The 21,812-nt window shown below is 64.3% G+C and carries 21 protein-coding genes; 12 read left to right on the top strand and 9 right to left on the bottom strand.

Annotated features, from left to right (window positions below; translation table 11 throughout):
• The first annotated feature begins 47 nt into the window (after positions 1-47).
• On the top strand, positions 48-815 hold the full coding sequence (locus tag HU752_RS32035; protein ID WP_437182353.1) for a methyl-accepting chemotaxis protein: 768 nt from the start codon (positions 48-50) through the stop codon (positions 813-815).
• A gap of 139 nt (positions 816-954) precedes the next feature.
• On the opposite strand, the gene HU752_RS04215 is transcribed toward HU752_RS32035, so the two are convergent.
• Positions 955-1,746, bottom strand: coding sequence for an AraC family transcriptional regulator (locus HU752_RS04215; RefSeq protein ID WP_186688953.1), 792 nt, complete (start codon positions 1,744-1,746; stop codon positions 955-957).
• A gap of 217 nt (positions 1,747-1,963) precedes the next feature.
• Positions 1,964-3,241 carry an acetyl-CoA C-acetyltransferase gene (locus HU752_RS04210; RefSeq protein ID WP_186688950.1) on the bottom strand — a complete coding sequence of 426 codons (1,278 nt, stop codon included), beginning with the start codon at positions 3,239-3,241 and terminating at the stop codon, positions 1,964-1,966.
• 120 nt (positions 3,242-3,361) lie between these two features.
• On the opposite strand from HU752_RS04210, the gene HU752_RS04205 reads away from it, so the two are divergent.
• The 7 genes from HU752_RS04205 to HU752_RS04175 all read left to right on the top strand — a co-directional run bounded on the left by HU752_RS04205 (position 3,362) and on the right by HU752_RS04175 (position 10,845).
• Positions 3,362-4,714, top strand: coding sequence for a 3-oxoacyl-ACP reductase (locus HU752_RS04205; RefSeq protein WP_186688948.1), 1,353 nt, complete (start codon positions 3,362-3,364; stop codon positions 4,712-4,714).
• 2 nt (positions 4,715-4,716) lie between these two features.
• Positions 4,717-5,571 carry a MaoC family dehydratase gene (locus HU752_RS04200; RefSeq protein WP_186688946.1) on the top strand — a complete coding sequence of 285 codons (855 nt, stop codon included), beginning with the start codon at positions 4,717-4,719 and terminating at the stop codon, positions 5,569-5,571.
• Positions 5,572-5,706: 135 nt separating this feature from the next.
• Entirely contained in the window at positions 5,707-6,012 is a 306-nt protein-coding gene (locus tag HU752_RS04195) for a MazG-like family protein (protein ID WP_186688944.1), read from the top strand.
• Positions 6,009-6,758 (top strand): methyltransferase domain-containing protein, encoded by a 750-nt coding sequence (locus HU752_RS04190; RefSeq protein WP_186688934.1) that lies wholly within the window; start codon positions 6,009-6,011, stop codon positions 6,756-6,758. The genes HU752_RS04195 and HU752_RS04190 overlap by 4 nt, the downstream gene beginning before the upstream one ends.
• A gap of 13 nt (positions 6,759-6,771) precedes the next feature.
• Positions 6,772-7,380: a DUF4136 domain-containing protein gene (locus HU752_RS04185; protein WP_186688931.1), complete on the top strand. Its 609-nt coding sequence runs from the start codon at positions 6,772-6,774 to the stop codon at positions 7,378-7,380.
• A 30-nt stretch (positions 7,381-7,410) separates the two neighbouring features.
• Positions 7,411-7,974 (top strand): DUF4136 domain-containing protein, encoded by a 564-nt coding sequence (locus tag HU752_RS04180; RefSeq protein WP_186688927.1) that lies wholly within the window; start codon positions 7,411-7,413, stop codon positions 7,972-7,974.
• 930 nt (positions 7,975-8,904) lie between these two features.
• A complete protein-coding gene (locus HU752_RS04175; RefSeq protein ID WP_186685910.1) occupies positions 8,905-10,845 on the top strand; it encodes a pilus assembly protein TadG-related protein in 1,941 nt (646 codons plus the stop codon).
• On the opposite strand, the gene HU752_RS04170 is transcribed toward HU752_RS04175, so the two are convergent.
• Positions 10,834-13,587 (bottom strand): PAS domain-containing sensor histidine kinase, encoded by a 2,754-nt coding sequence (locus HU752_RS04170; RefSeq protein WP_186685907.1) that lies wholly within the window; start codon positions 13,585-13,587, stop codon positions 10,834-10,836. The two genes, HU752_RS04175 and HU752_RS04170, sit on opposite strands and share 12 nt — an antisense overlap.
• Entirely contained in the window at positions 13,584-14,030 is a 447-nt protein-coding gene (locus HU752_RS04165) for a TadE/TadG family type IV pilus assembly protein (RefSeq protein WP_186685897.1), read from the bottom strand. The genes HU752_RS04170 and HU752_RS04165 overlap by 4 nt, the downstream gene beginning before the upstream one ends.
• Before the next feature lie 75 nt (positions 14,031-14,105).
• Between HU752_RS04165 and HU752_RS04160 the strand changes: the two genes are divergently transcribed.
• Together HU752_RS04160 and HU752_RS04155 are read left to right on the top strand one after the other, a co-directional pair.
• The gene (locus tag HU752_RS04160; protein WP_186685895.1) at positions 14,106-14,576 is read left to right on the top strand and encodes an A24 family peptidase; all 471 of its coding nucleotides are present in this window, start codon (positions 14,106-14,108) and stop codon (positions 14,574-14,576) included.
• A gap of 125 nt (positions 14,577-14,701) precedes the next feature.
• Entirely contained in the window at positions 14,702-15,487 is a 786-nt protein-coding gene (locus HU752_RS04155) for a response regulator transcription factor (protein WP_186685885.1), read from the top strand.
• Here the strand turns inward: HU752_RS04155 and HU752_RS04150 are convergent.
• The 5 genes from HU752_RS04150 to cpaB all read right to left on the bottom strand — a co-directional run bounded on the left by HU752_RS04150 (position 15,484) and on the right by cpaB (position 20,783).
• Complete coding sequence (locus HU752_RS04150; RefSeq protein WP_186685882.1) at positions 15,484-16,374, bottom strand: type II secretion system F family protein; 891 nt, start codon at positions 16,372-16,374, stop codon at positions 15,484-15,486. The genes HU752_RS04155 and HU752_RS04150 overlap by 4 nt on opposite strands.
• A 1-nt stretch (position 16,375) precedes the next feature.
• On the bottom strand, positions 16,376-17,272 hold the full coding sequence (locus HU752_RS04145) for a type II secretion system F family protein (RefSeq protein ID WP_186685879.1): 897 nt from the start codon (positions 17,270-17,272) through the stop codon (positions 16,376-16,378).
• Between the two features lie 12 nt (positions 17,273-17,284).
• Positions 17,285-18,559 (bottom strand): TadA family conjugal transfer-associated ATPase, encoded by a 1,275-nt coding sequence (locus tag HU752_RS04140; protein ID WP_186685867.1) that lies wholly within the window; start codon positions 18,557-18,559, stop codon positions 17,285-17,287.
• The gene (locus HU752_RS04135) at positions 18,559-19,746 is read right to left on the bottom strand and encodes a CpaE/TadZ family protein (RefSeq protein WP_186685865.1); all 1,188 of its coding nucleotides are present in this window, start codon (positions 19,744-19,746) and stop codon (positions 18,559-18,561) included. The genes HU752_RS04140 and HU752_RS04135 overlap by 1 nt, the downstream gene beginning before the upstream one ends.
• A gap of 104 nt (positions 19,747-19,850) precedes the next feature.
• On the bottom strand, positions 19,851-20,783 hold the full coding sequence (gene cpaB, locus HU752_RS04130) for a Flp pilus assembly protein CpaB (protein WP_186685863.1): 933 nt from the start codon (positions 20,781-20,783) through the stop codon (positions 19,851-19,853).
• Positions 20,784-21,088: 305 nt separating this feature from the next.
• Between cpaB and HU752_RS04125 the strand changes: the two genes are divergently transcribed.
• Both HU752_RS04125 and HU752_RS04120 read left to right on the top strand, forming a co-directional pair.
• On the top strand, positions 21,089-21,295 hold the full coding sequence (locus HU752_RS04125; protein ID WP_186685861.1) for a Flp family type IVb pilin: 207 nt from the start codon (positions 21,089-21,091) through the stop codon (positions 21,293-21,295).
• Positions 21,296-21,364: 69 nt separating this feature from the next.
• Entirely contained in the window at positions 21,365-21,778 is a 414-nt protein-coding gene (locus tag HU752_RS04120) for a response regulator (RefSeq protein WP_186685846.1), read from the top strand.
• The last annotated feature ends 34 nt before the right edge of the window (positions 21,779-21,812 follow it).

The raw sequence follows: 21,812 nt of genomic DNA, 5'->3' as shown, positions 1-21,812 counted from the left end.
ACAAGATCCTCGACTCCTCGCACAATTCGACCCGTGTCTCCAACGACATGGCCGACGCCGCCAGTCGCCAGCGTGAAGCGGTGGACATGGTGTCGACGGCGTTCCACGAGATGGTCGCCACCGCCAACGAGGTCGCACGCTCCTGCAGCCAGGCCGCGGAGTCGGCCGACAGCGGCCAGCGCCAGGCCCGTGAGGGCCAGCAGCAGATCGACGCGGCGGTGCACAGCGTCGACCAGTTGAGCCATGAAATCGAACAGTCGGCCCAGTCGATGCAGCAGTTGGAAAACGACAGCAACAACATCCAGTCGATTCTCGGCACCATCCGCTCGATCGCCGAGCAGACCAACCTGCTGGCGCTGAACGCAGCGATCGAGGCGGCCCGGGCCGGCGAGCAGGGTCGTGGCTTCGCCGTGGTGGCGGACGAGGTGCGGGCACTGGCCAAGCGCACCGCGGACTCCACTGCGGAAATCGACGGCCTGCTGGGCAACCTGGCCAAGCGCACCAGCCAGGTGGCGCAACAGATGCACGCCAGCCTCGAAGTGTCGCAACAGTCGGTCAACCGTATCGGCCTGGCGCGTACCAGCTTCGGGCAGATCCGCGAGTCGGTGGACGTGATCCGCGACATGAACACCCAGATCGCCACGGCGGCAGAGGAACAGCACCAGGTGGCCGAGGACATCAACCGGCACATCAGCCAGATCCATGGCGATGCACAGCTGGTGGCGGAACTGGCGAACTCGGCGCGCATGGACTCGCAGAGCCTGGCGGGGCTGTCCAACGAGCTGGACAGTCTGGTCAAGCGCTTCCGGACCTGATCTGGACACTGATCATTCCCACGCTGCGCGTGGGAATGCCTCTCTGGACGCTCGGCGTCCGCTTTTGTGACGCAGAGCGTCACGGGCTGCGTTCCCACGCAAAGCGTGGGAACGATCAGAGGGGTCCTCAAGATTCGCTTCAGTGACGAAACAACTCTCCCGGCGTATAGCCGAACAGACCCTTGAAGGCCGCGATATAGGCCGAAGTCGAATCGTAGCCGCAGGACAGTGCCGCCCGCGTCACGCTGTCACCCTCCTCCAGCGCACTGAGTGACGACAGCAGCCGCATGCGCTGGCGCCAGCCGCGAAAGCTCAGCCCGGTCTCACGCTGGAACAGGCGCATCAGGGTTTTCTCCGACATGCCCAGGCGCTGTGCCCACTGCCCCAGGCTCGCGCCCTGCTCCGGGCTTTCGATCAACTCATTGCACAACCCGAGCAAGCGCGGATGACGCGGCAGCGGCAGGGAAAAGCCCACTTCCGGCAGACTCGCCAACTGATCCAGCAGCACCTGGACCAGCCGCGACTCGGCACTGCCATCCTGTGGATAATCCACTGGCAGCAGGCAGAAGCTCTTGATCAGTTCCCGTGCCAGCGGGGTCACTTCCAGCACCCGGCAACGCTGTGCCGCCCACGGGCAATCCTCCTTGCGCACGTACAGGCTGCGCATTTCCGCCTGCATCGAGGTCACCACCTCATGCTCCAGCCCGGCCGGGATCCACACCCCCCACTGCGGCGGCGCAAAGAAGCTGCCTTCGGAGGTATGCACGCCCAGCACGCCACTGATGGCGTAGGAAAATTGCACCCAGTCATGAGTGTGGCGTGAGGTCCACGACCCGGCATTGAGACTCTCCGCCCGCGCATACAGCGGGCGCGGCAGGACCGACAGCGCTGGAATCTGTCTTTCCGGCCCTCGTTGTCCGTTGTTCGGCATGGTTGAACCTTGTATCGCCTAATGGCTGGTGGATGCGACCTTAGGCCAGAGCCAGGCATAAGACAATGCCCATGCCGGGAGCAAGGCGGTGCCTGTAGGCGCGATTTCGGGATCTCGAGGGCCTGTTCGCGGATAAATCCGGCTCCCACGGTACCGTGCTGAACACAAATCTTGTGATCGACGCAAACTGTGGGAGCAGGATTTATCCGCGAAAGCGTCAGCGCTCGATGATCGCCGTGACACCCTGCCCGCCGGCGGCACAGATGGAGATCAGGCCGCGCCCTTTCCCCGCCCGGTCCAGCAATTTCGCCAGGTTGGCGACGATTCGCCCACCCGTGGCCGCAAACGGATGTCCCGCCGCCAATGAGCTGCCCTTGACGTTGAGCCGGCTGCGGTCGATCGAACCCAAAGGGGCATCGAGCCCCAGGCGGGTCTTGCAGTACTCGGGATCTTCCCAGGCCTTCAGGGTGCACAGCACCTGGGCGGCGAACGCCTCGTGGATCTCGTAGTAGTCGAAGTCCTGCAGGGTCAGGCCATTACGCGCCAACAGCCGTGGCACCGCATACACCGGTGCCATCAACAGCCCTTCCGCACCCTTGACGAAATCCACCGCCGCCGCTTCGCCGTCACGCAGGTAGGCGAGTACCGGCAGCCCGCGCTCCCGGGCCCAGTCCTCACTGCCCAGCAGCACCAGCGAGGCGCCATCCGTAAGGGGCGTGGAGTTGCCTGCGGTCAGCGTGCCCCTGGCACTGCGCTCGAACACCGGCTTGAGGGCGGCAAGCTTTTCCAGACTGAGGTCGGGACGCAGGTTGTTGTCCCGGTTCAGGCCGAGAAACGGAGTAAGCAGATCGTCATGCCAGCCTTCGGCGTAGGCCGCGGCCAGCTTGTGATGGCTGTCGAGGGCCACCTGGTCCTGTTCGTCCCGCGGGATGTGCCAGGCCTGCGCCATCAACTCGCAGTGCTGCCCCATGGACAACCCGGTACGCGGCTCACCATTGCGCGGCAATTCCGGCTTCAGCTGGCCTGGGCGCAGTTGCAGCAGCGGCTTGAGCTTTCCCGCGAGGCCCTTGCCCCGATTAATTTGCAACAAGATCTGTCGAAGCCCTTCGTTGACCCCGATCGGCGCATCGGAGGCGGTGTCGACGCCGCCGGCAATGCCGCATTCGATCTGCCCCAGGGCGATCTTGTTCGCCACCAGCAGCGTCGCCTCCAGCCCGGTGCCGCAAGCCTGCTGGATATCGTAGGCCGGCGTCTGTGGCGACAGCCGCGAGCCGAGCACGCACTCGCGGGTCAGGTTGAAATCCCGCGCGTGCTTGAGCACCGCCCCCGCCGCCACCTCGCCCAGGCGCAGGCCGTGCAGGTTGAAACGCTCGATCAGCCCCTCCAGCGCCGCCGTCAGCATCGCCTGGTTGCTCGCGCTGGCATAGGCGCCGTTGGAGCGGGCAAACGGGATGCGATTGCCTCCGATGATGGCAACACGGCGCAACGTATTCATAAAAAACTCCCTATTATTCGAATGACACTGCCGCTAAAAGAGTAGGACCTTTCTTAGAAAACGAACCACCGCCAGGCCGTTGCGGTCCACCTTTGAACCCCTGTCGCCGGAGAGCGTTCCATGCCTGACCGTTATATCGACTTCGCCAACTCGACGATCGGCCAACGCCTGGTCGGCGCGCTTGGCCTGCCGGCACCGACGCGTCTGGAGCGCTGGCAGGCCGGGCGCCTGCGCCCGGTCGAAGGTGCCCTGCTGCTCGGTGGCGGGCCGCTGGCCGCGCACATCGCCAGCTTCGCCCAGCGACTGACCGATGCCGTCTACAGCTATGGCAGCGAAGTGCCGGGCTGCAGCAGCTGGATTCCCGGCCACGGCCCCAGGCTCAAGGCGCTGGTGTTCGACGCCAGCCCCCTCGAACAGGTGGACCAGCTCAAGCAACTGCGCGAGTTCTTCCAGCCGCTGCTGCGCAATCTCGAGTCGTGCGCCCATGTGGTGATCCTCGGGCGTGCCCCGCAAGGCCTGCGAGACCCCTTCGCCGCCAGCGCGCAACGGGCCCTGGAAGGGTTCAGCCGGTCGCTGGCCAAGGAGCTGCGCAACGGCGGCACCGTGCAATTGCTGCAGGTTGACGACGATGCCCAGGACCAGCTCGAGGGCGCCCTGCGCTTTTTCCTGTCGCCCAAGAGCGCCTACATCAGTGGCCAGGTGCTGCACCTGAGCGCCTGCACCAGCCGGGTCCTGGACTGGAGCAGGCCGCTGGCCGGGCGCAAGGCGCTGGTCACCGGCGCGGCACGGGGCATCGGCGCAGCCATCGCCGAAACCCTCGCACGCGATGGCAGCGAAATCATCCTGCTCGACGTCCCCCAGGCCAGGACCGACCTGGAGGCCCTCGCCGCGCGCCTCGGTGCGCGCAGCATCGCCCTCGATATCTGCGCCGAGGATGCCGCCAGGCAACTGGTGGAACAACTGCCGGACGGCCTCGACGTCCTCGTCCACAACGCTGGCATTACCCGCGACAAGACCCTGGCGAACATGACACCGGAGTTCTGGGACGCGGTACTGGCGGTCAACCTCAACGCGCCCCAGGTGCTGACCAAGGCCCTGCTCGACAGCGGCACCCTGCACGACCATGGCCGGGTGATCCTGCTGGCCTCCATCAGCGGGATCGCCGGCAATCGCGGCCAGACCAACTATGCCGCGAGCAAGGCCGGGCTGATCGGCTTGGCACAGGCCTGGGCCCCGCTGCTGGGCGAGCGCGGCATCAGCATCAACGCGGTGGCACCCGGCTTCATCGAAACGCAGATGACCGCACACATCCCCTTCGCCCTGCGCGAAGCCGGACGGCGCATGAGCTCCCTGGGCCAGGGCGGCCTGCCCCAGGATGTCGCCGAAGCCGTGGCCTGGCTCGCTCAACCGGGCTCCGGCACGGTCAGCGGCCAGGCCCTGCGGGTCTGTGGACAAAGCGTACTGGGGGCCTGAACATGCTCGTGAACTGGCAATACCTGAACGCCGCCCCCGGGCTGCCCGGCCTGTATGTCCGGGCAGCCCGCCGCCGCAAGATCACCGGTACACAACTGCCGGGCGAAGGCCTGCGCTGCTGGGTCACCGTCGACACCAAGCGCCTGGCCGCCTATCGGCGGATCTGCGGGTTCGCCGACACCGGCCTGATGCCAGCGACCTATCCCCATGTGCTGGCCTTCCCCCTGCAATTGCAACTGCTGACCGCCAAAAACTTTCCCTTTCCGCTGATGGGTCTGGTCCACTTGAGCAACCGGATCCGCATCCTGCGCCCACTCGGTGGCGTCACCAGCCTGCGGGTCGGCGTCCAGGTGCAGAACCTGCAACCCCACGCCAAGGGCGCGACCTTCGACCTCGTGACCCAGATCGACGATGCCCTGGGACCGCTGTGGGAAGCCGAGAGCCGCATGCTCTGTCGCGGGGTCGAGTTGCCGGGCACTCCGCCCGACCCTCTGCACTCGGTGCCAGCCCCTTTGCTCGAACTGGCAAGCTGGCCGTGCCCGGGCAATATCGGCCGGCAATACGCCAAGGTCTCCGGGGACTACAACCCGATCCACCTGAGCGCCCTCAGCGCCCGGCTGTTCGGTTTTCCCAGGGCCATCGCCCACGGCCTGTGGAACAAGGCGCGTACCCTGGCGGCCCTGGGCAATCACCTGCCGGCGGCGAACATCGAGATCGACGTGACGTTCAGGAAACCGGTGCACCTGCCCAATGAACTGGTGCTGCACGCCAGCGTCCCGGGCTCCAGCGGTGACCTGCGACTGATCGGTGCCGGGGAGCTGGAACACATGACCGGGCATTGGCAACCGATGGCCTGAGGCACGTCCGGCAAGCTGACAATTGGCTGGGGCCGACGAATATTTCATCGGCCTGGAACGTTCTCTTCATGGAGAGGCCCTTGCTTCCCATTCCCATCCACCGGAAGCTAGCGGCCTGGAAGGAGAACACCACGCATGAACCTCGACGAACTGACCCAACGCCTGCACGGCATCCGTGATCGCAACGACTGGAAGCCATTCCACAGCCCGAAAAACCTGGCGATGGCCGCCAGCGTCGAAATGGCCGAGCTGGTGGAGATATTCCAGTGGCTGACCGAGGATCAGTCGCGCCAGCTACCGCCAGAAAAACTCGCCCATGCCGGGCAGGAAGTCGGTGACATCATTCTCTATCTCCTGTTGCTGTGCAGTGAGCTGGGGCTGGACATGAACGAAGTGGTCCGCGCCAAGCTGGCCGACAGCGAACGGCGGTTCGCCCGATGAGCGACCGCCATTTCGACCAGTTGGCCACCCGCTTCGCCGAGAAGATCTACGGCGGCGCCAAGGGTGCGATCCGTCTCGCAGTGTTGCAGGCCGATCTCGCCGAAAGCCTGCCGGACCGGCCGCTGCGAGTGCTGGACATCGGCGCCGGCCTGGGCCACATGTCACTGTGGCTGGCCCAGCGCGGCCACCACGTGACCCTAGCCGAGCCCGCCGAGCCGATGCTCGAGGGCGCCCGCCAGCGCTTCGCCGAGGCCGGGCAGCCGGCGATCTTCATCCAGGCGCCGTGGCAGGAACTGCTCGGCCAGCTCACCGAGCCCTACGACCTGGTGCTGTGCCACGCGGTACTGGAATGGCTGGCCGAACCCCACGCGATCCTGCCGGTCCTGCATCAGTTGGCCAAGCCCGGCGGCTGGTTGTCCCTGGCCTTCTACAACCGCGATGCGCTGATCTACCGCAACCTGCTCAAGGGCCATTTCCGCAAGATGCGCAAGAACGACATGGCCGGTGAGAAACAGAGCCTGACCCCGCAACAACCGCTTGATCCACGTGAGCTGGCGGCGCAACTTGAAGGTCTGTGGAACGTCGAGACCCAGAGCGGCGTCAGGGTGTTCCATGACTACATGCCGGTCGAGTTCCAGAACCGCGCCGAGCTGGTCGACCTGCTGGAGATGGAGTTGGCCCATCGTCGTCACCCGAGCTTTGCCGGGCTTGGGCGCTACCTGCACTGGATCTGCCGACCGGTGTAATACGGAGGATGCCATGAATCGCCGTTTCGTGCTGTCAACGCTGTGCCTGGGGCTTGCGGCCTGTTCGAGTCCGAATCCGTATACCGCCAGTTCGATGCCGATCCCGCCAGCGCCGCCCCAGGCTGCCCGGACCCTGGATCTGAGCGCCTATCCGGCACCCGCCCGGGACTATGGCCGCTATCGGACCTGGGCCTGGCTCAACGACCGCCAGCCCGCCGGCACCACCTGGGCCGACTCGGCGCAACTGGCCGAGATGGTCGGCAACGCCCTCGACGAGCAGGGCCTGCGCCCACGTCGCGACGGGACACCGCCGGACCTGCGGGTCAGCGCCGACGTGCACATGGAAAAACGCCTGCGCCAGGTCCAGGAGGACTATGGCTACGCCGGGGGCTATGGCGGCGGTCCGTATGGCAACCGATACGGCGTGTACCACAGCGTGCCGATCGTGCGCACCTATGAGGTCCAGGTGCTCGTGGCGCGTGTCAGCCTGTTCGATGCGGCGACCGGCCAGCCGGTCTGGAGCGCCAGCGCCGAAACCGCCAGCCAGGGCAATCAGCTCGAACGCGCGGATGCACTGCGCGAAGCGGTGCACAAGGCCCTGGCCGCCTATCCACCCAGCTAGACAACCTTCCCAGGCTACCGGAGAAAGATCATGTTCCGCCGTCTCGCTTTAGTGGCTTTTGCCGTGCTGCTCAGCGCGTGCGAGACCACCCAGGTCAACCACGACTTCGACGCCAGCCGCGATTTCGCCGGCTATCGCAGTTGGAGCTGGAAAGAACCCGCGCTGCAATACCGTCCGGACGATCCACGGATCAAGAGCGACCTGACCGAGCAGCGCATCCGCCAGGCGGTCGGTGAGCAACTGGACCAGCGAGGCCTGCGTCCGGCATCCGCCGGCGGCAAGGCCGATGTGAAGGTGCAGGCCTATCTGATCGTCGACAACCGCCAGCAACAGGTCGCCACCAATTATGGCGGTGGCTGGGGTGGCCCATGGCGGGGTGGAGGCCTGTGGGCGGGCCCGGGCTACACCGAGATCCGCAACATCGACTATCAGGTCGCGACGATCCAGGTGGACCTGTTCGACGGCAGGGACGGCAAGCTGGTCTGGCGCGGCAGTGCCGAGCAGGACATGGACAACCTGCCGACACCCGCCGAACGCAGTGCCGCCATCCAAAAGACCGTGGGCAAGCTGATGGCGAACTACCCGCCCAGATAATCTCTACCGGCCATGGCCCCCACCCACTGTGGTGAGCGGGCTTGCCCTCGCTGGGGTGCGTAGCAGCCCTGAAACCGGCCTCGCACCTGCACCTGACACACCGCAATTGCCGACTCCGGGGCTGCCTTGCAGCCCAACGCGGGCAAGCCCGCTCGCCACGACAGCGACTATCAGCTGGTGGACCCGTTCGACGGCAAGTGATGGCGAGCGACCGCCCAGATAATCCCCACCGGCCATGGCCCTCCACCCACTGTGGTGAGCGGGCTTGCCCGCGCTGGGGTGCGCAGCAGCCCTGAAACCGGCCTCGCACCTGCACCTGACACACCGCAATTGCCGACTCCGGGGCTGCCTTGCAGCCCAACGCGGGCAAGCCCGCTCGCCACGACATCGACTATCAGCTGGTGGACCCGTTCGACGGCAAGTGATGGCGAGCGACCGCCCAGATAATCCCCACCGGCCATGGACCTCCACCCACTGTGGTGAGCGGGCTTGCCCGCGCTGGGGTGCGCAGCAGCCCTGAACCGGCCTCGCACCTGCACCTGACACACCGCAATTGCCGACTCCGGGGCTGCCTTGCAGCCCAACGCGGGCAAGCCCGCTTGCCACGACATCGACTATCAGCTGGTGGACCCGTTCGCCGGCAAGTGATGGCAAGCGACCTCCCAGATAATCCCCACCGGCCATGGACCTCCACCCACTGTGGTGAGCGGGCTTGCCCGCGCTGGGGTGCGCAGCAGCCCTGAAACCGGCCTCGCACCTGCACCTGACACACCGCAATTGCCGACTCCGGGGCTGCCTTGCAGCCCAACGCGGGCAAGCCCGCTCGCCACGACGACCTGGGCGTCCGCCACGCTTCCACCAGCCTTGACTACACTGGCATGCAACACAGGAAAGTAAGCGCTCGGCCACGCGCCGGCAAAGGAGTGCTCGATGTCTTTCCCCCGTCGTGCGCGGGTATTTCGCGACCCGTCCAGGCAACGCGGCGCCATCGGCCTGATGGCTGCCCTGACCCTCGGGTTGGCGTTGGTCTGCATGGTGGTGGTGGTCGATACCGGGCGGTTGTACCTGGCGAAACGGAACCTGCAAAGGGTTGCCGATACGGCGGCGCTTGAGGCTGTCAGTCGGGGAGGCAACTGCCAGGCGGGCTTGAGTGCCGCCACTTATGCGACCCAGAGCGCCAACAGGAATGCCTTTGTGGTCGGATCTGACAATACACTGGCAACCGTCTGCGGCACACTGGTTACAGGTGCCAACAATCTGCGGACCTTCAGTGTCGATGCCAGTAAATCCGACGCTATTCGTGTCACTGCGACGACATCGGTGACGACCAGCGTTGCTGCCGGAATCGGCGCGTTGTTTTCAAGCGGCCCCACCAACCTGACCACCCAACTGACGGCTACGGCAGTCGCTGCGGCACCGTTACCCTACCTGGCACAGCTGAATATCCGCAGCACCCTGCTCAGCGTCGACACAACCCGATCCAACGTCCTAAACCCGCTGTTCTCCGGACTGCTGGGAGGGAACGTCAATATCAGTACTGCCGGCTGGGATGGACTGGTCAAAACCAACATAAACCTGCTCAGCTACATGAACCAGTTGGCCCTATCCCTGGGAGTGACCGCTGGTGACTACAACGCGTTGCTCAATACCCAGGCCAGTGTGACGACCTTCATAAAAGCGGCTGCCGACGTGCTGGCCGCCAACGGAGCCACAGCAGCCGTGACGACTGCACTGGGCAATCTTCAGGTCGCCGCGACCGGAGCAAGCCCGATCAAGCTGGGAGATCTGCTGAAGCTCCAGACGGGAACCCTGGCGAATGGGCTGAATGCCGATGTTCAGCTATTCCAACTGATCCAGGGATTCGTACAGTTGGCGAACAGGAATGGCGCCGCGATAGCAGCGCTACCGGTGAGTATTCTCGGCGTGGCGGGCGTCACGACCACCGTAGGTGTCATCCAACCACCACAGTTCTCCGCGATAGGCGACCCCAGGCTGGCGAAGCAGAACCCGACCGGTCCGAACCAGATATATGTTCAGACGGGCCAGATCAGGGCTTTGATATCCGTAGACCTATCGCTGATAAATGCGGTTCTGCAATTGGTGAACTCGACCCTGAACGTCATCGTTGGCTCCATCAATACACTGTTGGGGCCGGGGTGCCTGCTGGGTGGAACCTGTACACAGACCGACCTGCAGGTACTGCCCAACCTGAATCTGGACATAGGTCTTGAGATAGGAATGGGAGCCAGCCATGTCACGGACTACAGCTGCCCTGCAAGCGGGACTGGAAGCAAGACTCTCTCCGCCACCACCACTACCGCTGCTGGCGCCCTGAAAATAGGCCGTATAGACAAGGCCATCTGGTTCTCTGGGTCGTCAGCCGAGAGCGTCAGCCCCCTGACACTAATCGATATCGGCAGCAAGGTCTGTCATGGAACGACCTGCGGTGCCCGCACGCCATTCGCAGGAGGTGGAAGCGAATTGCTTGTAAACATCCCGCTGGACCAGACAACTGTTCAAAACATGCTCTTCAACAACCCACCGAACGTGAACAGTGGTCAGACGCTGATCCAGTCAGTCCCAAGGCCAACCGCTCAAAGCATACTGACGAACGCCCTGAACAACCCGACACTCATTGTTCACTCCCCCACCCTGAGTTCCGGGCTGATCGGAGGGTTGCTGAACACATTGCTATCCGCACTGTCCCAGACTCTGAACACGCTGATCTCGGCAATCACCGGCCTGCTCAGCAGCCTTGTCACCCCCTTGATCAATAATCTGCTACTCAACCTGGGTATCGACATCAACAGTGTCAGCGTCGGCGCCAACCTCACCTGCGGCCAGACCGGCAAGGCCTACCTAGTGATCTAGCACCAGCGGCAACTCGACACAGAAGCGTGCGCCATCGTCGCCATTGCGCACGCTCATCCGCCCGCCCATGTTCTCGACGATGCCATAGCTCACCGACAAACCCAGGCCGGTACCGATGCCCACCGGCTTGGTGGTGAAGAACGGCTCGAAGATCCGCTCCAGCAGGCGCGGGTCGATACCGCCACCATTGTCCTCGACGATCAGCCGCACCGAACGTTCGTCATGCTCGGCGGTGACCGAGATCCAGGGTTCGAAGTCCCGGTTCTTCTCGCGCTTGCTCAGCAACGCATCGCGGGCGTTGACCATCAGGTTGATCAACACTTGCTCCAGCTGGTCGACGAAGCCGCGTACCTGCACCTCGAACTCGATCGGCGGCACCCGCAACTGCACGCCCTTGCCCTTCATGCCTTCGCTGAGCAGCGACAGGGTGCCCTCCACCGCCTGGGCCGGATTGAACGGGGCGGCCTCGATTTCCGAGCGGCGACCGAACACCCGCATGTGATCGACCACCCGCGCCGCCCGCTGGACCTGGGCATCGATACGGTTGAGCTTGTCCTGCAGGTAGTCGATCTGTACATCACCGTTGCCCAGGCGCTTGAGCACGTTGACGATGGCCATGCGCATCACGTTCAACGGCTGGTTGATCTCGTGGGCGAGCCCGGTGGCCATCTCGCCGAGGGTGGCCATTTTCGCGCTCTGGGTCAGTTGCTGCTGGGAACGGCGCACCTCGGTGTTGTCGCGGCCCACGGCCTGGATTTCCTGTAGCCGGCCCTGGGCATCGAACACCCCGCGGTCGGACCAGACCCACCAGGCATGCTCGCGGCCAGGCAGTTGCAGGCTGATCTCGGCGGTACTGACCGGCAGCTCGGGAGTCAGTTGCTCCAGCCGCTTCACAAACGCGGCATGCTGCTCCGGCGACATCCAACTGCCCAGGTTCACGCCCGGCAATTGCTCAGGCGGGCATTCGAGGTACTTCGCCAGCGGCTTGTTGCCGAAGATCAGCGTCAGGTCCGGCCGGTAGCGGCAGATCATCGCCGGCGAATCCTCCACCAGGATCCGGTAGCGTTCCTCGCTTTTCTCGATACGCTCGGCAGCCAGGGTGGCCTCGGTGACGTCCATCCACAGGCCCACCGCCTCCACCGGCAGGCCCAGGTCGTCACGCAGCAGGCGCGCCTCGTCGAGCAGCCAGTGATATTCGCCGCGCTGGTCCTGGAGCCGATAGCGGCAACTGACATGCCCCTCACGCAGCAACTGCCGGGTTCGCTCGAAGTAGCGATCACGGTCCTCGGGGTGAATCCATTGCGCCAAGCCGTCCCGGGTGCAGTCGGCCAGGGTCCGGCCGAGCAACGGCAGCAGGCTGTCGCTGAAGAACACCGGGACCAGCGCGCCCTCGACATACCGCTGCACATAGATCACCGCCGGCGAGCTGGCGATGAGGTTGTCCAGCCGCGCATGGGCGGCGGCAGCCAACTGCTCCTGATTCTTGACGTCGCTGATGTCGAGCATGAAACCGACGACGCGCTGCGCCTCGCCAATGCCCAGCGACTGCCCCTGCAGTCGATACCAACGGGCGGCGTCCGCCGCCTCGTCCTGGTACAGGCGCACGCAGAGCAGCATGGGCTTGCCCTGGCGCAAGTCCCGCAGGCAACTGGTCATTTCCTCACGATCGGCGGGATGGATCACCGCCAGCCAGTCGTCCATCGACAGCGGCGCCTGCGACTCGCCCAACCCCAGCATCTGGGCCAGGGGAGCGGCCAGTTGCAATTCGTCCCTGGCCGGCAGCCACTCCCACCAGCCCGTGCCCAGCAACTCCTGCAGGATTTCCAGGCGCTCCTGCTGCTGGAGCTGCAACTGTTGACGACGACGCCCCAGCAACGGTGCCGCCAGGGCGGCCGCCAATTGCAGCCAGTCCTGGTCGCTGAGCTGCGGAGCGCGCTGCCGGACCGGATAGAAACCACACAGCAGCCAGGCCGCCACGCCATGTTCGTCATGAAACGGCACCAGCAGGCCATCGGCATTGCCCATCACGCCCAGCAGCCGTGGGTACTCACTGAGACCTTCGCGCACCTCAAGGCGCAGCGGCGCCGTGCCGTTGAGGCTGTCCAACCCAGTGCCCAGGGCCTGGCCTTCCTGCCAGAGCGGCGGCGCATCGTGGGCCCGGTAGTGGCTGTGCACCTGCCATTGCTGCCCGGGCTCATCCAGCAGGGCCAGGGCCAGGCAGGGAACCTGCCAGCGCTGGGCCAGCGCCTGCAGTTGTTCGGCGAGGACCTGGGACAGTCGTGCCTGGCTGCACAGGCGCAACTGCTCGCTCATCCGGGCGGCAAAGTGTTGCAGGTACTCGCGGTTCTGCGCCGTCTGGTTGTCCTTGAGCAGGTCACCGATATCCAGCGCCTGCAGCAACCAGCCGTCCTGAAAGGGCTGGAGCCAGCCACGGGTATGCACAATCTGCTCGGCGAGGCCGTTGAAGTCCAGGTCCAGGACATGCCCGAGCCAGTCCGCCGGCGCGCCCTCGACCGACAGGTGGCTGGACGTTGCCAGCAGGTCGCGCAGCGGGTAGGCCCCCTGCCGGGAGATCGCCGCCAGCCCATGGCGCAGCGGCCCGGCGACCTCCAGCACGCGACCGTCGCCGTCGAGGCGAATGCGCAGCTCGGCCGCCGAGGTGGACGGCTCGGGTAAGGGGGTGAGCGTCGGCTCTACTCCCCGGCCTAGCAGACGACCGAACAGTTTCTCCCCGGAACTCAAAATTGCATGCTCGCGCTGGCCGTGAGATTCGCTGGCAGGTTGGGCACCGTACCGATTCCGGGCAGCACCAGGAACGGCAGGACGTTGCGCAGGCGTGAACTCGGGTAGCGGATGCTGACCGTCAGCACTCCCCCCGTATAGGTGGCGCTGATGTCGGTGGAGGCATTGAAGCTCAGCGCCGAGGGAATCCATTGCAACCGCTGGGCTGCCGCTGCAGTTGCCGTGCTCTTGAGCAGGGTGGCGTAACTGCTGCCGCTGGCCACCGGATCGACCTGCGCGCCCTGGCGCACGCCCTCGGCAGACGCCGCATTGAACGACTGCATCATGAGCATCGGCAGGCTGTAGCTGACCAGGCCGTAGAGCACCGCGAAGAAAATCACGAAGACCAGCGCGAATTCGATGGCGGCGGCGCCTTTTTGCTTTTTGGGGAGGCCCGGGATCATGACTGCGTCTACCCTGACAACTGCACGTTGCTATCAGCATAGAATCATTCATCGGAAAAGGACGTTTTTTAACCGATGCACAGCCTCATCCTGCTTGTCTGGTTCACACTCTGTGCGGCGCAGGACCTGCGCCAGCGGGAAATCGCCAACAGCCTGACCCTCGGAGGCTCGGCGCTGGCACTGTTCTATATGCTCTGGAGCGGCAACACCTGGCTGGGAGCCACGGCCGAGCAGGGCGGCTGGGCCTTCCTGCTGGCCCTGCTGCTGACCCTGCCCGGCTACGCCACGGCCAGGCTGGGGGCCGCTGACGTCAAGCTGCTGATTGCCCTGGCCCTGGCCAGCGACAGTCGCTATGTGCTGGGGACAGTCATCGGCGCCGGCGTGGCCAGCCTGCTCTGGCTGACGCTGGGGTCCAGGCTCTGGCCCCTGCTGGGCAAGCGCCCCAGGCGCATGCTGCACCAGCTGGAACCGGGAACCTCAGACAAACAACCGTTCGCCCCGTTCCTGTGGCTCGGGCTGCTCTGCGTGACGGCCAGCCTCCACTAGTCGTGGAGGCCGGTTTCATACATGTACAGCATGGCAAAGTGCGTCTACTTTTACTGGCAGACCCCAGGCATGCGCGCATGGGTAGGGAACTCGTAGTCATTGGCTGGCAAGGCATGGAGTGGCGCGTGAACAAGCTTGTCTCTCAGGTGAAGGTGCTGGTGGTCGATGACGAGCCACTGATCGTGGAAGAACTCTGCGAATTTCTCGAAAGAAACGGCTACCGCTGCGTACCCGCCCTATCGGGCCACGCCGCCATCACGCACTTCAAGCAGGACCCGGGTATCGACCTGGTCCTCTGCGACCTGCACCTGCCCGAACTCGACGGCATCGAACTGGTACGTGAACTGCAGCGCCTGGCCGGCAAGCAACGGATTTTCGAGTCGATCATGCTGACCGGTCGTGCCGACAAACAGGATGTGATCAAGGCCCTGCGTGCCGGGATCGCCGACTACTACCAGAAGCCGGTGGACCTCGCCGAACTGCTCGAAGGGATCCAGCGCCAGGAAGCGGTGATCGCTGAACGCCGGCAGAATGAAAGCCTGGGCCACCTGAACCAGAAGCTGCAGTTTCTGGCTGAGTCCATCGATGACCTCTACCGCGACCTGGACAATGTCCGGCGCTCGCCCCAGGAACGTGGCGAGGAGACCACCGGGGCAATTTCAGGCGAATCGCAGGAACGGGACAGCTCGATGCTCTTCAGCCGACTGTCGCCGCGGCAGATCGATGTGGCGCGGCTGGTGGGCAAGGGGCAGACCAACTACCAGATCGCCTGCGAACTGGGCATCACCGAAAACACCGTGAAGCTCTACGTGTCGCAGGTGCTGCGCCTGACCCACATGCACAACCGCACGCAACTGGCCCTGGCGCTGTCGCCCAAGGGGCCACGACAGCGGGATGCGGCAGCCCGCTAGGAGGTACCGAAGGCCTTGCCCAAGGCCGTAAAACCGGGCCCGGCGAGCACGATCAGCAAAGCCGGAAACAGAAACACCATCATCACCACCGACATCTTCGCCGACATCTTCGAGATGTACTCCTGCAGGCGGGTCAGGCGCCGGTCATCGAGCAGCTGCTTGAGCGACAGCAGCGACTTCATCGCGCCGCCGCCCTGCTGGAGCAGTTGCTGGAGGATGACGCAGGTATCATCGAATTCATCGACCGCCAGGAAGCGGGCCATCTTGCCCAACTCCTCGCTCAGTTCCAGGCCGGAATCGACCCGGGCCAGCACCAGTTGCAGCTCGCCGCTCAACACCGGCAACAACTGCCGTGACTCATTGGCCATCACCCGCAACGCCTGCTCCACAGCCATCCCCGACTCGAAAAGAATGCGCAGCAACGGGATGAAAGTCGACACCTCGACCACCACCTGCTTCTGGCGTCGCCCGGCCGCCAGGACCAGCAACCGCTTGGGCAGCAGATAGCCAGCGGACAGCCCCAGGAACGGAGCAATCCAGGGCGACTCCAGCTCGGAGAAAAATACGCCCTGCACCAGCAGGACCACCACCAGCAGCACCACCGGCGCACCGATCTGGCAGGCGGCAAACAGCGAGCGCTGGCTCGCCTTGCGCCAGCCGATACGGTTGAGCAGCACCTGGGTCTCGTTGTCGAGGCTGACCGAGCGCTGGCCGAAACGTGTGTCCCCCAGGACTCGCAACCAGTCGCTCAGCTTGAGTCGTTCACGTACCATGTGCCCCTGCAGGCGCTGCGCCACCGCCCTTTCACGCTGGCGGGCCTGCAACAGGTTTCCGACGATCAGCACCAGGGCAGCGAGAAACAGCAGAACGCTCATCAACAGGGCCATCTCATACGCTCCGCAACATGCGCCACAGCGCCAGGCACCCCAGCACCTGCAGGCCAAAGGAAAGCAGCAGCATCTGCTGGCCGCTCGGGTCGTGCCACATGCCCAGCAGGTAGCCGGGGTTGGTCACCATGAAATAGCTCGCCACGCCAATGGGCAGGAGCGCCAGGACCACCGCTGTCATGCGGGTCTCGCCGGTCATCGCCCGCAGTTGCCGTGCCGCCTGCTCGCGTTCGCGAATCAGCTTCATCAGGTTTTCCAGCAGCTCACTGGCATTGCCGCCATAACGATGGTTGACCTTCAGGCCCAGGGCCAGGAAGCGAAACTCTTCCCGTTCGTAGAACTCGGCAAAATCACTGGCGGCTTCCGGCAGGCTGACTCCCAGCTCGACGTTACGCCGTATACGTGTCATGGCCTCGCGCAAGGGGTCGGCCGACGCCTCGATCCCGCCGAGGATCGCATCGGCCAGGGTCCGGCCGGACTTCAGGCTGCGTACCGCATGGTCGAGCAGTTGCGGCAACTGCTCGACCATCCGCCGCACCCGTCGCCGATAACGCCAGCCCACGAACAGGCGCAGGCCAAGCGGCGGCAGCAGCAACATCACCAGCAGCCCGAACAGCCCCGCCAGCAGCCCACCCAGGAACACCAGCAACGCCCAGACCACCAGCCACAGGATCAATCGTTCACCCGGACGGTCGAGCCCGGCACGCAGGAACAGATGATCTAGGTAGTTTCTCATGGGACTGGCGACACCCGTGGCCGCGACCAGCACCGGCTGTCCCTCGGTCAGACGGCTGAGCACCCGTTCGTTGCCTGTCTTGCGCATCCCCAACTGGAACAGCCGTAGCGACAAACCGAGCAACAGCAGACAGATGAGACCAAGCAGCAACGGCACGAGCATGGTCAGGCCTCCTCAATCGTCGAAGGTCAGGTGCGACTCGCGCCGCAACTTGTCACCCGCCGGGTTGACCGCATCGCGCTGGAAGCTGAAACCGTTGCGACGATCCAGGCGGAACAGGGTATTGGTGACATAGATATCGTCACGTACCCCCACCACTTCCACCACTTCGCTGACAGCGCGCCGGCCATCGGGCAGGCGGGTCAACTGGATGACCACGTCCAGTGCCGCGCAGATCATCTGGCGCAGGGTTTTCTCCGCGACCTGGCGCCCGGTCAGCCCGACCAGGGTCTCCAGGCGCAGCAGGGCGTCCTGGGCGTTGTTGGCGTGCACCGTGCTCATCGAACCGTCGTGGCCGGTGTTCATCGCCGTCAGCACGTCGAGCACCTCCACGCCACGGATCTCGCCGAGGATGATCCGGTCCGGGCGCATCCGCAGGGCGTTGCGGATCAGGTCGCTGGACTTCACCTCGCCATGGCCCTCGGCATTCGGCGGACGGGTTTCCAGGCGCACCACATGGGGATGGTTGAGTTGCAGCTCGGCGACGTCCTCGATGGTGACCAGCCGCTGGTGGCGGTCGATCAGCTGGCTGAGGATGTTGAGCAGGGTGGTCTTGCCGGTCCCCGTACCGCCGCTGATCAGGATATTGCAGCGCTTGCCCACGGCGTCCTGGAAGAACTCGAAAATGGCCTGGTCGATGGTCTGCATCGCGACCAGGTCGTTGCTCTTGAGCATGTCCTTGCGAAACTTCCGGATCGACAGGCAAGGACCGTCCAGGGCGATCGGCGGGATGATCGCGTTGACCCGGCTGCCATCGGGCATTCGCGCATCGACCATCGGCGACGATTCGTCCAGGCGTCGCCCCAGCGGCGCCAGGATCCGCTGGATGACCCGCTCCACATGATGGTCGTCGATGAACCGCAGGTCGCTTTGGTGCAACAGGCCATCACGCTCGAGAAACACCCGGTGCGGCCCGTTGACCAGGATTTCGGTGACCGCCGGATCCCGCAGCAATACCTCCAGCGGGCCGAAGCCGGTCAGCTCGTCGACGATCTCCTCCGCCAGCCGCTCCATCTCGTAGCGGGAGATCGCCAGGTGCAGGCGCGACACGTATTCGCCGACCTTGTCGATGACGAACTGGGAGAGGACCTGGCGCGAACCCTCCAGCAGGTTTTTCCCCGACTCCTCGATGGCATCGATGATGTAGCGGTGCAGCACCAGCTTGAGCCCTTCGTGGTCGGTATTGCCGGCCGTCCCACGGCTCTGGCCGCCGAACAGTTTTTCGCTCATCACTTATGTCCCCAGATCCGGTTGAGCCAGCCCTCGGCGGTCTTGGCCCGGCCTTCGGAGCGCTTGGCCAGGCGCTCGCCCAGGGCCTTGAGGCCCTGGGTCAGGGCTTCGCGCGAGGCCAGTTCGAACAGCGTCTGCCCCTGGTTCTTCACATTCAGGCGCAGCTCGGCATTGAACGGCAGGACCGACAGCACCGGGAGCCCGAAGGTCTTGCCGAGGGTTTCGGAGTCCGGGGAGACGCCCTTGAGGTAGCGATCGACCAGCAGGCGTGCGTGATCGAGCTTCATGCCCTTTTCACGCCAGAGGTTGAGTATCGTCAGGTTGCGCCGGCAATCGAGCACACTCTGGTCGGTGTACCAGAGCAATTTGTCGCAGTGACTGACGAAGGTCCGCAGGGCCTCGCTGTCAGACTGTCCGGTGAGGTTGACGATGATGTGCTGGAAGTGTTGGCGCAAGGCGCTGAGCAGCATGTACAACTCGGCCGCGCTGGTGCGCTTGAGCGGTTCGTCACCACTGGCATAGGCGAGGATGCGTAGCCCCTCTTCGGTGCGGGTAAAGGCGCTGTCGATCATCGTCGAGTCCAGGCGGCGCAAGTGCCGCAGGGCATCGCCGAAATGGAACGAGCTTTCCAGGCCCAACAGCGCCAGGCTGTCGCCCCGTGGCAGGCCGAGATCGAGCAGCAGGGTCTGTTGCCCGCTCTTTTGCACCACCAGCGCCAGGTGCGTGGACAACAGCGCGCCGTCGGCGTTGCCCTGGGCGCCGTACAACACGGTGAAACCGCCCATCTGTGCACTCGGTGCGACCGTCGGCAGACGCTTGCTCAGGCGCCGGACCAGCCCGGCCACTTCGCTGGAGCGCGAGCCATAGGCGACGAAGTCCCGGGCCCCGGCACGCATGGCATTGAGTACCAGCTGGTTATCCATGCCATCGCCCAGGGCAACGATCGCCAGCATCGGCTTGGCTTCCAGCAAGCCTTCGATCAAAGCGCTCTGGGCCACCAGGTTGTCCCGGTCGAGTCCGACGAAAATCAGCCCGGCAAAGGTGACATCCACCAGCGACAGCAACTCGTCGAGACTGCCACCGGCACTGACCACCTGGCCCAGCGGCGCCAAGGCGCCCTGCAGCCACTCCAGGTCGGTGGTGTTACGGGTGATTGCCAGGAAAGTCTGGCTCAGGCTCTGGCTCATTTCGATAATCCAGTACGTTGCACCGAAGAACACCCCGGGAACAGGCCCCAGGCCACTCGCTTGACACTCGGCCGGGCCCCAGCCGTCCGTCACTTCCTGGCAGATCAGGGCGTGGATTGACTGACCTGGTTGCCACGAATCACCACCGCCGACTGGCCTCGCCCGCTGCTCTCGACCACCGGCGGCTGGCCCTTGGGCGAGCCGGCCAGGGCCAACTGATTGAACTGGAACAGCTCGGCGCTGGCCGCCTTGAGGTTGCCGGCCCCCACTTTCTCGCCCGCCCAGTAACGGGGCAGCAGGTGCTCGTCAGCACTGCGCACCGCCAACCGCAGGGTACCGACCTGGGTCGCCAGCATCAGCCGGCTCAACAATTGTTCGGGGACCGCCAGCACCACGGTCCGGGCCGATGCACGACGCAGCTCCTGGCCGGCCCGATCGGTGGCACTGGCCGCCGACGCTGGCTTGCCATCATTGGTCAGACCCAGTTGATCACCGACGCTGAGCAGGCGCATCGCTGGAATCACCACCTGGGCCGACTGCTGCAGGTTGCTGGCGTCCTGGCGCAGGAACAGCAGCACATCGACATAATCCCCAGGAGTCAGTTGCCCACCGGCCCCGATCACCTCGTCCACGGCGACGGCCAGCGCCCGCTCGTCGGAGCGGATCATGCGGGACAAGGTGCCACCGGCCTGGAAGCTCTCGTCGCTGAGCCAGGTCCCGGCTTTCAGCGGCCGCCAGGGAATACGATCGACCGCCTCCTGCAGCGAGGCGAGGCTACCGGGCGGGGCGATGCGCAGCCGCTCGATCACGAGATCCGCAGCGGTCAGTGGAACGAAGGGGGGCACATCATGGGCCAGCACCACCACCGGCTGACGCGCCTGGTCCTCGACGCTGGCCACAGGCTGGGGCGCAGCAATGGGTGCCTCGGCCGGAGCCACAGGCGCCGACGGGTGGCTGAGTTTCAATCCCAGGAATCCGACGACCAGTGCGGCGATCAACAAGATGGCCGCCAGCCCCATGGTGACGCGACTGTTCATGACGGCTCTCCCTTTCCTACTGCGCGACCCACGGAATCATCACATTCGGGCGGCTATGAACATAAACTTTTTCGCTATTTGAAGGTAGCCCAGCTAGGACAAAACGCCATTACCCAATTGAAAATAGCCAAGTAAAGGAGAAAGAAAACCGACATTTATTGACGCCAACTTTCTGATTAATACTTTATGACTAACTCTTTCTTACAGTTGTTGCCCGCCGCTTTGTTGACGATGCTGTGATGGCATAGGGAAACCATGTCGTTAAGACGGCTGGCACAGCGTTCCGTGGCGTAAGGAGTATTCAGATGATCCTTGATTTCATTCTCAGGATGTATGTGCAGGTTCAACTTTTCATGAGTCGCAAGGAGGGTGCATCGGGTATTGAGTATGCGATTGTGGCAGCGATGGTTGCAGTGGTGATAGCAGGACTGTCGGGCGGGATCGGCACAAAGATCAAGGGCCTGTTTGACAGTATATCGTCAGGCTTGACTGCATCCTCTTCGGGCTCTTGAACATCAGCTTTACTCTCCCCCTCAAAGAGGCGCTACACTCACCAAACGAAGCAGTTACAGGACTCGTTCATGACTTCCTCTATTCCCCCACGCCAACAGCTCCTTCTAGTGGATGACGAAGAGGATGCACTCCTGGAGCTGGCCGAGTTGCTGGAGGGCGAAGGGTTCTCCTGCTTCACCGCAACCTCGGTCAAGCAGGCCCTGTTCCACCTGACCAAGCACCCCGACATCGCCCTGGTCATCACCGACCTGCGCATGCCCGAGGAAAGCGGCATGTCGCTGATCAAGCGCCTGCGCGAACACACTTCACGCCAGCACCTGCCGGTGATCGTGACCTCCGGCCACGCCGACATGGATGATGTCAGCGACATGCTGCGCCTGCAGGTGCTGGACTTGTTCCGCAAGCCCATCTATCACGTACGCCTGCTGGAAACCCTCAACAACCTGTTTCCGCAACCGCGGATCCATGTCGTGGGTTCCTGATCCCCCGCTTTTTTCTGACGCCAATTTTTAGCAG

The sequence above is a fragment of the Pseudomonas vanderleydeniana genome, assembly GCF_014268755.2.
Taxonomy (GTDB): Bacteria; Pseudomonadota; Gammaproteobacteria; order Pseudomonadales; family Pseudomonadaceae; genus Aquipseudomonas; species Aquipseudomonas vanderleydeniana.
Note: the sequence above shows the minus strand (reverse complement) of the source record. Positions and strands in the feature narration are given on the sequence as shown.

Excerpts from the sequence above, each read along its gene's own strand:
- HU752_RS04180 (WP_186688927.1), top strand. The coding sequence starts at position 7,411 with ATGTTCCGCCGTCTCGCTTTAGTGGCTTTTGCCGTGCTGCTCAGCGCG.
- HU752_RS04165 (WP_186685897.1), bottom strand. The coding sequence starts at position 14,030 with ATGATCCCGGGCCTCCCCAAAAAGCAAAAAGGCGCCGCCGCCATCGAA.
- HU752_RS04195 (WP_186688944.1), top strand. The coding sequence starts at position 5,707 with ATGAACCTCGACGAACTGACCCAACGCCTGCACGGCATCCGTGATCGC.
- HU752_RS32035 (WP_437182353.1), top strand. The coding sequence starts at position 48 with ATGGCCGACGCCGCCAGTCGCCAGCGTGAAGCGGTGGACATGGTGTCG.
- HU752_RS04135 (WP_186685865.1), bottom strand. The coding sequence starts at position 19,746 with ATGAGCCAGAGCCTGAGCCAGACTTTCCTGGCAATCACCCGTAACACC.
- HU752_RS04160 (WP_186685895.1), top strand. The coding sequence starts at position 14,106 with ATGCACAGCCTCATCCTGCTTGTCTGGTTCACACTCTGTGCGGCGCAG.
- HU752_RS04140 (WP_186685867.1), bottom strand. The coding sequence starts at position 18,559 with ATGAGCGAAAAACTGTTCGGCGGCCAGAGCCGTGGGACGGCCGGCAAT.
- HU752_RS04120 (WP_186685846.1), top strand. The coding sequence starts at position 21,365 with ATGACTTCCTCTATTCCCCCACGCCAACAGCTCCTTCTAGTGGATGAC.
- cpaB (WP_186685863.1), bottom strand. The coding sequence starts at position 20,783 with ATGAACAGTCGCGTCACCATGGGGCTGGCGGCCATCTTGTTGATCGCC.
- HU752_RS04190 (WP_186688934.1), top strand. The coding sequence starts at position 6,009 with ATGAGCGACCGCCATTTCGACCAGTTGGCCACCCGCTTCGCCGAGAAG.
- HU752_RS04210 (WP_186688950.1), bottom strand. The coding sequence starts at position 3,241 with ATGAATACGTTGCGCCGTGTTGCCATCATCGGAGGCAATCGCATCCCG.
- HU752_RS04205 (WP_186688948.1), top strand. The coding sequence starts at position 3,362 with ATGCCTGACCGTTATATCGACTTCGCCAACTCGACGATCGGCCAACGC.
- HU752_RS04125 (WP_186685861.1), top strand. The coding sequence starts at position 21,089 with ATGATCCTTGATTTCATTCTCAGGATGTATGTGCAGGTTCAACTTTTC.
- HU752_RS04215 (WP_186688953.1), bottom strand. The coding sequence starts at position 1,746 with ATGCCGAACAACGGACAACGAGGGCCGGAAAGACAGATTCCAGCGCTG.
- HU752_RS04175 (WP_186685910.1), top strand. The coding sequence starts at position 8,905 with ATGTCTTTCCCCCGTCGTGCGCGGGTATTTCGCGACCCGTCCAGGCAA.
- HU752_RS04150 (WP_186685882.1), bottom strand. The coding sequence starts at position 16,374 with ATGGCCCTGTTGATGAGCGTTCTGCTGTTTCTCGCTGCCCTGGTGCTG.
- HU752_RS04145 (WP_186685879.1), bottom strand. The coding sequence starts at position 17,272 with ATGCTCGTGCCGTTGCTGCTTGGTCTCATCTGTCTGCTGTTGCTCGGT.
- HU752_RS04185 (WP_186688931.1), top strand. The coding sequence starts at position 6,772 with ATGAATCGCCGTTTCGTGCTGTCAACGCTGTGCCTGGGGCTTGCGGCC.
- HU752_RS04200 (WP_186688946.1), top strand. The coding sequence starts at position 4,717 with ATGCTCGTGAACTGGCAATACCTGAACGCCGCCCCCGGGCTGCCCGGC.